Origin of the sequence: Marinobacter sp. C2H3, from assembly GCF_037080155.1 — a bacterium.
Lineage (GTDB): Bacteria > Pseudomonadota > Gammaproteobacteria > Pseudomonadales > Oleiphilaceae > Marinobacter.
In genome coordinates this window covers 1-12,396 of the sequence record NZ_JBBBNZ010000007.1, presented here as the reverse complement: position 1 = coordinate 12,396, position 12,396 = coordinate 1, and the positions used below count along the sequence as shown (strand labels likewise).

The 12,396-nt window shown below is 61.5% G+C and carries 10 protein-coding genes; 8 read left to right on the top strand and 2 right to left on the bottom strand.

Annotation, left to right across the window (positions count from 1 at the left end; all coding sequences use genetic code 11):
* Positions 1-11 precede the first annotated feature (11 nt).
* Positions 12-206 (bottom strand): hypothetical protein, encoded by a 195-nt coding sequence (locus V3388_RS15595; RefSeq protein WP_336368495.1) that lies wholly within the window; start codon positions 204-206, stop codon positions 12-14.
* Between the two features lie 3 nt (positions 207-209).
* Entirely contained in the window at positions 210-791 is a 582-nt protein-coding gene (gene smrA, locus V3388_RS15590; RefSeq protein ID WP_336368494.1) for a DNA endonuclease SmrA, read from the bottom strand.
* 164 nt (positions 792-955) lie between these two features.
* Between smrA and V3388_RS15585 the strand changes: the two genes are divergently transcribed.
* From V3388_RS15585 to V3388_RS15550, 8 genes are all read left to right on the top strand, one after another.
* Positions 956-2,869, top strand: a complete 1,914-nt coding sequence (locus V3388_RS15585; protein WP_336368493.1) for a putative nucleotidyltransferase substrate binding domain-containing protein — start codon at positions 956-958, stop codon at positions 2,867-2,869.
* A gap of 12 nt (positions 2,870-2,881) precedes the next feature.
* Positions 2,882-3,583 carry a 3'-5' exonuclease gene (locus tag V3388_RS15580; protein ID WP_336368492.1) on the top strand — a complete coding sequence of 234 codons (702 nt, stop codon included), beginning with the start codon at positions 2,882-2,884 and terminating at the stop codon, positions 3,581-3,583.
* 188 nt (positions 3,584-3,771) lie between these two features.
* Positions 3,772-4,035, top strand: coding sequence for a DUF4212 domain-containing protein (locus tag V3388_RS15575; protein WP_336368491.1), 264 nt, complete (start codon positions 3,772-3,774; stop codon positions 4,033-4,035).
* Between the two features lie 6 nt (positions 4,036-4,041).
* On the top strand, positions 4,042-5,808 hold the full coding sequence (locus V3388_RS15570) for a sodium:solute symporter family protein (protein WP_336368490.1): 1,767 nt from the start codon (positions 4,042-4,044) through the stop codon (positions 5,806-5,808).
* A 96-nt stretch (positions 5,809-5,904) separates the two neighbouring features.
* Entirely contained in the window at positions 5,905-6,411 is a 507-nt protein-coding gene (locus tag V3388_RS15565) for a hypothetical protein (protein ID WP_336368489.1), read from the top strand.
* 39 nt (positions 6,412-6,450) lie between these two features.
* On the top strand, positions 6,451-9,966 hold the full coding sequence (locus V3388_RS15560; protein WP_336368488.1) for a hybrid sensor histidine kinase/response regulator: 3,516 nt from the start codon (positions 6,451-6,453) through the stop codon (positions 9,964-9,966).
* Positions 9,966-11,615, top strand: coding sequence for a tetratricopeptide repeat protein (locus V3388_RS15555; RefSeq protein WP_336368487.1), 1,650 nt, complete (start codon positions 9,966-9,968; stop codon positions 11,613-11,615). Before V3388_RS15560 ends, V3388_RS15555 begins: the two co-directional genes overlap by 1 nt.
* On the top strand, positions 11,612-12,292 hold the full coding sequence (locus V3388_RS15550) for a sensor histidine kinase (protein ID WP_336368486.1): 681 nt from the start codon (positions 11,612-11,614) through the stop codon (positions 12,290-12,292). The genes V3388_RS15555 and V3388_RS15550 overlap by 4 nt, the downstream gene beginning before the upstream one ends.
* The last annotated feature ends 104 nt before the right edge of the window (positions 12,293-12,396 follow it).

Genomic DNA, 12,396 nt, shown 5'->3' with positions numbered 1-12,396 from the left:
GCCGGGATGCCTTATTTGATGATCTCTTTGCCGTCTTTGTTGACCCAGATCTTGCGTTCTCCGGAGTCCATCTTGCCGTTGGTGTTCCAGACCGTCCGGTCTTTACCGGCTTCCTCGATTTTTCCGTGATCGTCCCAGATTACCCGGTTCTGGCAACCGGCGAGTACCGCCACAATGGCGGTCAACATGACAACTTTCTTGATCATTACCTATCTCCTGCCGTGAAGGTCACGGTTCCGTTGTTTGTCCTGGTCGCCCTTGCGAATCATCACGTACACCGCGCCGGTGCCGCCATGATGCTTCTGGGCCGAATGAAAGGCCAGCACGTCAGCCAGCTCTGGCAGCCACTTGGCCAGGTAGCTTTTCAACTGGGCAATGCCATCGGGATTCCGCTCACCCTTGCCATGCAGGATGATGACCGAACGCAGCCCGTAGCGCACGCAATCGCCGACGAAGCCAAATACCTCACGTCGAGCCTGCTCCACGGTCATCCGATGCAGATCCAGCCGGGCCTCAATCGGATACTGGCCCAGCCGGAGTTTGCGGAACACGCCGTGCTGCACGCCCGGCCGCTGCCAGCACAATACGTCGTGAGCGGTCAGAGGTTCCACCATGTCAGCGGTCAGCGGGTTGGTGTCCCGAAGGGGCTTGGCCACGGCCGACCGTTGCCGTTCGAGGTGCCCCGGTGTCAGCTCGCGGGGGCGTTCCACCTCCGCCCGGTTGCCTCTGCGAATGCGCCGGACGTCCTTCATCTCTTCGAGAAACGCCAGTCGCTCGTCTTTCGTTGTCATGGGTGATGGATTCCGGTTATCCGAATGCCCGCACTTTACCACCGGCGGCAGGCGCCATAAAGAAAGCTGGACGGCGGCGGCGCCATGAGACCAAAATCCCAGCGACGGCCGGCCCGACCTGTCCTACACTCCGGTCAGGGCCAAAGGATCGCAAGGAACCCGACATGACCGTTCAACCGGACAGCCAACGCCCCCAGAACATTCGCGCCATCATGGGCTTTCTGCGGGAACACGCGCCGTTCTCGGGTATGGACGATGCCCATCTGGCCCACTTCGCCGAACACGCGTCACTGCGCTTTTTTGCTGACGGTGACGTGGTTCTGGCCCCGGACGATGGCGTGATTGACCGATTCTACGTCGTCAAACAGGGACGGATTCGTGGCGAGCGTTACAGCGAACAGGAAGGCCGCACCAAAACCACGTTTGAGATCAGCCAGGGGGAGTGCTTTCCGCTGGCGGCGCTGATCGGCGAACGCCCAACCCGCACCCTGCATCGCGCCCAGGGTGATACCTTCTGCCTGACCATTGAACAGGATGCGTTTATTACCCTGTTCGCCGAAAGCGAGCCCTTCCGGGATTTCTGCGTGCGCGGCGTCAGCAGCCTGCTCGACCAGGTCAACCGGCGAATCCAGTCCCGAGCCATGGCGTCCATCGGGCCGAGCCATTCCCTGGATACGCCCCTGGCCCGTTATGCCTTGCGCAACCCGATCGTCTGTTCACCGGACCTACCGGTGAACAAGGCCGTTGCCCGAATGCACGAGAACAGCGTGGGCAGCATCGTCGTGACCGACGATCACCGGCACCCCATCGGCATTTTTACGCTCCGCGACCTGCGCACCCTGGTCGCAGAGGGTACGGCACCTCTGGATGCGCCCATTCGCCAGGTGATGACGCGGGAACCCTGCCGGCTACCGGCGGAGGCCGACGCCTTTGAGGCCGCGATGATCATGGCGGAACGCCACTTCGCCCATCTCTGCGTGGTGGACGGGGACGATCGGCTGATCGGCGTGGTCTCGGAGCGGGACCTGTTCTCTCTCCAGCGGGTTGACCTGGTCAATCTGGCCCGGACCATCGGTACCGCGCCGCACCTGAAAACCCTGGTCAGCCTGCGGGCGGACGTGTCCCGGCTGGTCGACACCATGCTGGCCCACGGGGCCGATTCCGGGCAGGTGGTCAAGATCATCACCACTCTGAACGACGTCACGGTGCGGCGGGTACTGGAGCTGAACCTCAAGGCCAACGACCCCGGCATTACGTTTACCTGGTTGACCTTCGGCAGCGAGGGCCGTCAGGAGCAGACGCTGCTGACCGACCAGGACAACGGCATGCTGTTCCAGGTGCCCGAGGGCATGACCGAGGACGGTGTCCGTGAGCGCCTGCTGCCGTTTGCCCGTAAGGTGAACGACGACCTGGCGGAGTGCGGCTTCACCCTGTGCAAGGGCAACATCATGGCGAGCAATCCCAAGCTGTGCCTGAGCGGCGCGGAGTGGGACGACTGGTTCGTGCGCTTTATCGATGCCTCAACGCCCCAGAATCTGGTGTATTCCTCGATTTTCCTGGACATGCGTGCGGTGTTCGGCCCCACTGAGCCTCTGGACCACTTGCTGGATCGGGTGCTGGTTCGCATCCGCAAGAACGCCCTCTTCCAGAAAATGCTGGCGGGCAACGCGTTGCAGCGGCGGCCGCCGCTGACCCTGTTCCGGACGTTCCGTTACGTCACGGACGGCGACCGCCAGGCCCTGGACCTGAAGCGTCAGGGCCTGGCTCCGTTCGTGGAAGCGGTCCGGGTGTTTGCCCTCGCCAACGGCGTGGCAGCGGCCAATACCCTCGAACGCATGGACGACCTGGCCCGCAAGGGCGTGTTCGACGCCAAGGACGCCAACGCCTGGAAAGAAGGCTACAGCCTGATCCAGGCGATCCGGATGCGTGCTCACCAGGAGATGCTGGCGCGGGAGGAACCGTTGACGAATTTGATCCACCCCGACGACCTGAACCCCCTTGACCGCCGGATTCTCCGGGAATCGTTCCGGCAGGCCCAGCGCCTGCAGCAGAAACTCGAACTCACCTACCAACTCTGATGCCCTGTGACGATGCTTGATGTAATTCGTGAGTGGCTGGAGCGCCGACGGGCCGGACAGGCCATCGACTGGCAACACGCGCCCACCCCGAAGCTGGCGGATGACCGACCGCTCAGCAATGCGCGGTTGGTTGTGCTGGATCTCGAGACTACTGGCCTGAATGCCGGGCGGGATGAAGTGATCGCCATTGGTGCCGTAGCCATCCAGGGCGAGCAGATCCACCTGGATGACCAGTTTGACCTGGTGCTTCGCCGGCCGGAACTGGACATCCGGGAGACGGTGCTGATTCACGGTATCGGCCCGGAAGCCCTGACTCACGGCCACGAAACCGAGGACGCGCTGCTGCGGCTTCTGGACTGGATGAACGGCGACCCGATTCTGGCTTACCACGCCGCGTTCGACAAAAAGTTCCTGGAGAAAACCCTCAAGCAACAGCTGGGCTACACCCGAAGCCACACGTGGCTGGACGTGGCCGAGCTATTACCCGCCTTCTTTCCGGACGCCAGCCCGGGTGGCCACGGCCTCGATCACTGGGCCGATCACTTTGGCCTGGACATCAGCGCAAGGCACAACGCCGCCGCCGACGCCCTGGTGACCGCCGAGCTGACCCTCGCCGCCCTCAACAAAGCCCACAAGACCGGCGTAAACACTCTGAAAGCCCTCCACGACAAGCTCCGTTACCAGCGCCAGCTCAAAAACATGAAGCGGATGTGAGCGCCGGCGCAAAATGGCCCCAAACCACTGAGAATTAGACCTTTTGCCAATATCTATAACTGGCTTGACGGGTAAAGTCGGATGTGACAACAGTCGGAGAAATACCTATATGAATAATAAATTCTCTTTGTCAGCGCTCTCATTGAAAACCCATCCAATTTCTACAACAACAACCAAGGAGTGATGCGATGTCAGGTCAAAGCTATGATCCTGAAAAATACTGGAAGGCGAACCTCCGCCTCATCTTCGGAAGCCTGGTCATCTGGGCTCTCGTCTCCTACGGCTTCGCCATTCTGCTGCGCCCGATGCTGGCAGGCATTCACATTGGTGGTACCGACCTCGGCTTCTGGTTCGCCGAGCAGGGCTCCATTCTTACCTTCATTGTTCTCATCTTTTTCTATGCCTGGCGCATGAACAAGATCGACGAACAGTTCGGCGTGCAAGAGGAGTAAGAACCCATGAGCCAATTTGCCATCAACATTATTTTCGTCGGGGGCTCTTTCCTCCTGTATATCCTGATTGCGATCTGGGCCAAAGCCGGAAGCACGAAGGATTTCTACGTCGCTGGCGGCGGGGTTCACCCGATCACCAACGGCATGGCTATCGGTGCCGACTGGATGTCTGCGGCGTCGTTCATCTCCATGGCGGGCCTGCTGGCCGCCGGCGGTTACGCCAACTCCGCCTTCCTGATGGGCTGGACCGGTGGTTACGTGCTGCTGGCTATGCTGCTGGCGCCGTACCTGCGGAAGTTCGGCAAGTTCACGGTACCCGAGTTCATCGGTGACCGGTTCTACAGCAAGAACGCCCGTCTGGTGGCGGTTATCTGTCTGATCGTGGCGTCCGTCACCTACGTTATCGGCCAGATGGCCGGTGCCGGCGTGGCCTTCTCCCGCTTCCTGGAAGTCGATTCAACCACCGGCCTGCTGATTGCTGCCGTTGTGGTCTTCGTGTACGCGGTACTCGGCGGCATGAAGGGCATCACTTACACCCAGGTGGCCCAGTACATCGTGCTGATCATTGCCTACACCATCCCCGCGGTGTTCATCTCCCTGCAACTGACCGGCAACGCCCTGCCCCCGCTGGGCCTGTTCGGCACGCATACCGAGTCCGGTATGCCCCTGCTGCAGAAGCTGAACGAAGTGGTGACGGATCTGGGCTTCAACTCCTACACCGCCGACGTGGACAACAAGCTGAACATGGTGCTGTTCACCCTGACACTGATGATCGGTACTGCCGGCCTGCCCCACGTCATCATCCGCTTCTTCACCGTGCCGAAAGTGGCTGACGCCCGCTGGTCCGCCGGCTGGGCCCTGGTGTTCATCGCCCTGCTGTACCTGACCGCACCGGCCGTTGCCTCCATGGCGCGTCTGAACCTGCTGAACACCATCTACCCGCAGGGTACCCAGGCCGCGCCGATCCAGTACGACGAGCGTCCGGACTGGATCAAGAACTGGGAAGTGACCGGCCTCATCAAGTATGAGGACAAGAACAACGACGGTCGTATCCAGTTCTACAACGACTCGCCCGCGTTCAAAGACCAGGCCCAGGCCCGTGGCTGGAACGGCAACGAGATGACCGTAAACGGCGACATCCTGGTTCTGGCCAACCCGGAAATTGCCAACCTGCCGGGTTGGGTGGTCGGCCTGATTGCCGCTGGTGGCCTTGCCGCCGCGCTGTCAACCGCCGCCGGTCTGCTGCTGGCCATCTCCTCGGCGGTCAGCCACGACCTGATCAAGGGCTCGATCAACCCGGACATCTCCGAGAAAGGCGAGCTGATGGCCGCCCGGATTGCCATGGCAGTGGCGATTGCCGTGGCTACCTATCTGGGGGCGAACCCACCGGGCTTCGCCGCGCAGGTGGTGGCCCTGGCCTTCGGTATCGCGGCAGCCTCGCTGTTCCCGGTGCTGATGATGGGTATCTTCTCCAAGCGGGTGAACAACAAGGGCGCCGTTGCCGGTATGCTGACCGGTCTGGCGTTCACCCTGGTATACATCTTCGTGTACAAGGGCTGGTTCTTCATTCCGGATACCAACAACCTGCCGGATAACGCGGCAAACTGGGTACTGGGTATCTCCCCGCTGTCCATCGGTGCCATTGGTGCAATCATCAACTTTGCGGTAGCCTTCGTGGTGTCCAACGCCACCGAAGAACCGCCCGTTGAGATTCAGGAGCTGGTTGAAAGCGTCCGTTACCCGCGCGGTGCCGGACAAGCGACCGACCACTGAGCATCGAGCCGGGCTGAGCCAGTCTCTGGACAGTCCGGTTGATACCGGACGGGCTTCCTCTCAGAGGGAGCCCGTTTTTTTTGAGGAAACTGAAACATGTTCTGGAATTTGATCGCCACGGTCGTCTGTGGCCTTGGGGCGGCCGGCATTGCCCTCAGTATTCGTGCCGTCACCCGACAACGCGCCCCGCGCTGGCTGATTCCGGTGTTCGCCGGAGCCGGCATGCTGGCGTACCTGATTTACGGGGAGTACACCTGGTTTTCGCTCAAAGAGCAGCGGTTGCCGCCGGAAGCGGTCATCGTCGATACGGAGCAAGAAGGCATTCTCTGGCGACCCTGGACCTTCGTGGTACCGTACGTGACGGCGTTCACCACCGTCGATACCAAGAGCATCGCCCGGGATACCGACAACCCGGACATCGTCCGGTTCACCCTGTACCGGTTTAATCAGAAAGTGACGGACGCGGTGTCTCACCGGGTGCACCTGTTGAACTGCGATAGCCGCGAACTGGTACCGCTGGGCGACGACGGCCGCCCCCGCGTGGATAATCTGAAAGTGCTGGCACCCGGCGACCGGTTGCTGAAAACGGTCTGCGGCCGCTGATCGCCGCCGGCCCACAACGCGTGTAGAGGACACAACGGCATGATCAGCGCCTGGCTGCTGGTACTCATCTCGATTACCTACATTTCGGTCCTGTTCGTGATCGCCTGGGCCGGCGACAAGCACCCCGGGCTTTACCGGCGCCGGCTGGCGCGCACGCACATCTACGCCCTGTCGCTGGCGGTCTACTTCACCTCCTGGACGTTCTACGGTGCGGTGGGCCGAGCCACCCAGGAGGGCCTGGGCTTCCTGCCCATCTATCTCGGCCCATTGCTCGTGTTCGTGTTCGGCGCGCCGCTGTTGCGACGGATCATCTACATCTCCAAACGCAACAACAGCACCTCCATCGCCGACTTCATCGCCTCCCGCTACGGCAAGTCACAGGTGCTGGCGGCGATGATTGCCACCTTCGCCCTGATCGGCAGCGTGCCTTACATCGCCCTTCAGCTGAAGGCCATATCCATGGGCTTTAACGTACTGAGTGATACCGGCTCCGGCTACCATCAGCTCAGCTCGACGCTCTGGAACGATTCTGCCTGGTACATCACCCTCGCCCTGGCCGTATTCACGGTGCTGTTTGGTACCCGCCATCTCGAGTCCACGGAGCATCACCGGGGCATGATTCAGGCGGTGGCGTTCGAATCCCTGATCAAGCTCGTGGCCTTTGTCGCCGTCGGGCTGTTTGTCAGTTACGGAATGTTCAACGGATTTGGTGACCTCTTCGGGAAGATCCGCGAAGCCAACCTGATGGACGTTCTGACCACCGAGCGACTCGAGGCGCCGGCGTTCATTACCCAGACCCTGGTCGCCATGCTGGCGATTGTCTGCCTGCCCCGCCAGTTCCACGTGATGGTGGTGGAAAACACCGATCACCGGGATTTCGAGGTTGCACGCTGGGCCATGCCGATCTACCTGGTGGTCGCCAGCGCGTTTGTGCTGCCCATCGCCGCCGGCGGACTGCTGCATCCGGAATCCATGCTGGGCAATCCAGACATTCTGATTCTCCAACTGCCCATATCCGCCGGCAAGGAATGGCTGGCAATCCTGGCGTTCTTGGGGGGTGGTTCGGCGGCCGCGGCCATGGTCATCGTCTGCTCGGTGGCGATTGCTACCATGGTGAGCAACGAGATCATCATGCCGGCGCTGCTGAAATTTTTCCGGCCGGGCATGAACCGCCGGGCCGACCTCAGCCATCTGCTGCTGAGCATCCGGCGGGTGGCCATTTTCGTGATCCTGCTCACCGCCTATGGGTTCTATCGGATGGCGGGAGCAGAATACAGCCTGACCGCATTCGGCCTGCTATCGTTCGCCGCCGCCGCCCAGTTCGGCCCCGCCCTGGTGGGCGGTATCCTCTGGCGTCAGGGCAACTTTACCGGCGCTGCCTGGGGCCTGGCCCTCGGCTTCCTGATGTGGTGCTACACGCTGCTGCTGCCGGCTCTGGTGAGCACCGGCTGGCTCCCGGACAACCTGGTGGAACAGGGCCTCTGGGGCCTCTCCTGGACCCGCCCGACCGCCCTGTTCGGCTCAGACCTTGATCAGGTCAGCCACGGCATTCTGTGGAGCCTGGGCATCAACACCCTCACCTATATTGCGCTGTCACTCGTCACCCGGCAGCGTGTGCGGGAAAAAATCCAGATTGCCTCGTTCTTCCACGATCCGCAGCCCCGGGCGGAAACGCCCCACCACCAGACCTGGCAGGGCGAGGTCCTGACCTCGGACCTGCAGGCGCTGACCGACCGGTTCATGGGTGAGGAACGCTCGGAGACCGTGTTCCGGAACTATGAACGGCGTAACGCGCTGCGTCTGCACCCGCAGCGCCCGGCCTCCACCCATTTAATGAAGTACATCGAGCGCCAACTGGCGTCGGTGATTGGTGCTTCTACGGCCCGGGTGGTGCTGGAATCCACCCTCACCGGCCGGGACATGCAGATCGAGGATGTGGTGAGCATCGTCGACGAAGCCTCCCAGGCCATGACGTTCAGCCGGGAACTGCTGCAGTCCGCCATCGAGAACATCAGCCTGGGCGTGTCGGTGGTGAATCACCAGCAGCAGCTGGTGGTGTGGAACCACCGCTACCTGGAGCTGTTCAACTACCCCAAGGGCTTTGTGCGGGTGGGCCGCCCCATCGAAGACCTGATGCGCTACAACCTGACCAACGCCAACCTGTCGGCGCGGCGTATCGATGAAATCGTCGAGGACCGCTGCAACAGCATGCGCCAGGGTACGCCCATGTCCTACGAGCGCCAACGCCCGGACGGCACGGTGGTCCGGATTGACGGCAGCCCGATTCCAGGGGGCGGTTATGTCACTACCTTCCAGGACATCACCGCCATGCGCCGCACCGAGCAGGCGCTGAAGGAAACCAACATCTATCTGGAACAACGGGTCAAGGAGCGTACCCAGGAACTTCAGGTGATCAACGAGCAGATGCTCAAGGCCAAGTCCGTGGCCGAACAGGCCAACCAAAGTAAAACCCGCTTCCTGGCGTCGGCGAGCCACGACCTGCTGCAACCTCTGAACGCGGCCCGCCTGTTTACCTCCGCCCTGGCTGGCAAGACCGAAGACGGCGAGATGAAGAATCTGGTGGACCACATCGACAGCTCCCTGGGCGCTGCCGAAGAGATTATCAGCACCCTGCTGGACATCTCCAAGCTGGACGCGGGCGCCCTGGAACCGGACATCGGCGTCTTCCCGGTGGACGATCTGCTGAGCCACCTGGCCACCGACTTTACCGCCATCGCCAACGAGCAGAACCTCTCCCTGCGGGTGGTACCAAGCACCGTCTGGGTGCGCTCCGACGCCAAGCTGCTGCGCCGTGTCGTGCAGAATTTCCTATCCAACGCCATACGCTATACCCCAAAAGGCCGCATCCTGCTGGGCTGCCGGCGTCTGAAAGGGTATATCCGCATTGAGGTCTGGGACACCGGGCCAGGTATCCCAGACGATCAGCTCAACCACATCTTCGAGGAGTTCCGGCGCTTCCAACAGGGCCGGGACAAGAAGGGCCTCGGCTTGGGTCTGGCCATCGTTGACCGGATCAGCGGAATGCTCAACCACCCGGTGACGGTCCGCTCCACCCAGGGCCATGGCAGCGTGTTCGGCATCACGGTACCGGTCGCGCCGGCCGAGCCGGTCCCGCAACCGGCGGTCCGTCCTGGCGGGCAATCCCGCCGGCTATCGAGCCTGGGAGGACTGCACGTGTTATGCATCGACAACGACCCGGCCATCCTGCAGGGAATGACCGCCCTGCTCGGCAACTGGAAATGCAACGTGACCGCCGCGGAGAGCCTGGAAGACGCCCTGGACAAGCTGGAGGGAAGCCGGCCGGATATCATGCTGGCGGACTACCAGCTGGACGATAACCGCAACGGCCTGGACGCGATGGACAGCCTGCGATCGCACATAGATCCGAAAATACCCGGTATACTGATTACTGGATATATGGCGCCGGAAGTCAGGGACGACGCCATGAAACGTGGATATCATGTGCTTTATAAGCCGGTGAAGCCGGCGGCACTTCGGGCGCTCGTCAACAAACTACTGAAGCAGACACGCTGATGACGGACGCACTTTCACCTTCGCCGACCAGCGCTATTGCGGCGTTCGCCAAGCTGAATTTTCTGGTGCTCGACGATTTCGAGAATTTCCGCCTGTCCATGCGACAGATGCTCCGGAGTTGCGGCGCCAACCGGATTGAGCTGGTCGGCCAGGCCAACCAGGCCATCCAGTACTGCACCTACAACCCGGTCGACGTGGTGCTCTGCGATTATAATCTGGGCGGCGGCAGAAACGGTCAGCACGTGCTGGAAGAGCTTCGCCACAAGAAGCTGCTACGACGATCGTCCCTGTTCCTGATGGTGACCGCAGAAACGTCCAAGGAGATGGTCATGGGCGCCCGGGAATACCAGCCGGACGGCTACCTGACCAAGCCCATTAACCGGGCCATGCTGGAGAAGCGCCTGGGTGCTCTGATCGACCAGCGCAACGCACTGCTCCCGATCAACCGGGAAATTGATCGGGAAAACTACCCCGAGGCCATCTCCCAGTGCCTGCAGGCCCTGCCGCGGCAGCCACGCTACAAAACCTGGCTGATGAAAACCCTGGGGGACCTGTATTACCGCCTGGGCGACCTGGCCCATGCCCGCAAGATCTATGAAGACGTGCTCGCCCAGCGGGAACTCTCCTGGGCGCGTCTGGGCCTGTGCCGCGTACTGCTCGCTAACGGCAGCCACGACGAAGCGGTGGAGCAGCTTCGGGCGCTGATCGCCAAACACCCTGATTACATGGAAGGCTACGACCTGCTGGCCGAAGGCCTGGAAAAGCAGGGGCGCCCGGTCCGCGCCCAGAAGGTTCTGGAGGACGCCGCCGAGCGCTCCCCGAATGCCCTGCTCCGTCACCGACAGTTGGCCGAACTGGCCGGCATTAACCAGGACGTGGAAACGGCCACCAGCGCCTGGCGCCAGACCGTTTCCCTGGGCACCCACTCCATTCACGACAGCAGTGCCCACTACCTGGCCCTGGCCCAGAGCCTGTCGGACCTGAGCGACGGCGACACCTCCGAGGAGGCCGGCCAGCAGGCGGCGGAGGCACTGGCAGTACTGGGGCGCATGGAAAAACGGTTTGAAGACGACCACCTGTCCGTACGCAGCGCGATCATCCAGTGCCGGGTACACGCCGGTCAGGGTCGACAGGCCGAGGCCTCACGCCTGTTGGCGCAGGTTCGGGAATCGCTGCCGGAAGACGATCAGTTGCCGGCGGATATGGGGATCGACTTTGCCCGAACGCTGTTTCGACTCGGCCAGGAAGACGACGCCAAGACGCTACTGAAAGGACTGGCCCAGCGTTTTTCTGACGATCCAGACGTGCTGCAGCAGATTGAAAGCCTTCTGGATGAACCGGTAGGTTTCCGCCAGAAGCTCAAGGCCCGGGCACTCAACCGGGACGGCATTCAGGCGTTTGAAAGTGGCGACCTGAAGGCGGCCGCAGAGGCATTTCAGGAAGCGCTCGGAGTGGTGCCTGACCATGCGGCCCTGAACCTGAACCTGGTGCAAGTGCTGATCAAACAATACCTGTCAGGCGGCCGCGACGCGGCCGTGCTGAAACGCTGCCAGACCTGTCTGGACCGGCTTGGAACCCTGCCCGAGCAACACCGGCAGTATCGGCGCTACCGGGCACTGCAACAGAAACTCGAAGGCCTCCTGTCATGACCGATCGCAACATCGATTTTTCCATGGTTCTGGCGTCCGCCGTTCACGATATGAAGAACTCTCTGGGCATGCTCCTGAACTCCATCGACGAGCTGAGAAACCAGAATGAACCGTCGCTGGCCGGCTCGCGGAGTTTCAATACGCTCCAGTACGAAGCCGAGCGCATGCATAACGATCTGGTGCAATTGCTGGGCATCTATCGGCTGGGGGAGAACAACCTGTCGGCGCACATGGAGGAGCACTATGTACCCGACTTTCTCGGTGAACACCTTGCCCGCCACACCCCGCTGCTTGATGGGTTATCCATCGAACATGAGATTGACGCCGAGGAGATCAATGGATTTTTCGACGCGGATCTGCTGACCGGCGTGCTCAACAACACCATCAACAACGCCATCCGGTACACCCGCTCGCGCATTCGGCTGACCGCGAGGCAGGACGAGGATTTCCTGGTGATTGGCGTGGAAGATGACGGGCAGGGCTATCCTGAGAGTATGCAGTATAGCGGTACGCCCGACTTCAAGGCGCTGGACTTCAAGAGCGGGAGTACTAGCTTGGGGCTGTTTTTCGCATCGTCCGTGGCGAAGCTACACACTGAGGGCCAACGGACGGGCGCCATTCGACTGCGTAACGGTGGCAGCCTGGGTGGCGGGATTTTCGAAATCTGGTTGCCGTAACCTGCTAATTCGATTGCTTTTTTCTGCCAATAAAAAACCCCAGCATCGCGAGATGCTGGGGTTTGGGTATTAAGAGCCTGACGATGACCTACTCTCGCATGGGC